This window comes from Microbispora rosea (genome assembly GCF_900156315.1).
Classification (GTDB): Bacteria; Actinomycetota; Actinomycetes; order Streptosporangiales; family Streptosporangiaceae; genus Microbispora; species Microbispora rosea.
Genome location: NZ_FTNI01000010.1, coordinates 163,021 through 163,223, shown reverse-complemented (window position 1 = coordinate 163,223; position 203 = coordinate 163,021). Strand labels below are relative to the sequence as shown.

Below are 203 nucleotides of genomic sequence, written 5' to 3'. Positions count from 1 at the left end.
TAGCGCCGGGCAAAACGCAGGAAATCGATACGGCTGCGCAAGGCGTCGGCGTGGCGGGGGTCGATGGCCAGGGCTTGTTGAGTAGAGGCGACCGCCTGGTCGTAGTTGCCTTGCGCACTGTGTAGCCAGGCGATAATGGCGTGTAGGTCGGGGTCGTCGGGGTGGTGTTGCAGCGCCTCGGTAGCGGCCTGGTGAGCCTCTTG

Annotated in this window: 1 protein-coding gene; it reads right to left on the bottom strand. The window is 65.0% G+C overall.

The features are described 5' to 3' along the window. Positions 1–203: tetratricopeptide repeat protein (locus BXA11_RS16760; RefSeq protein ID WP_143734349.1), on the bottom strand; the 203-nt coding region annotated here is incomplete at both ends.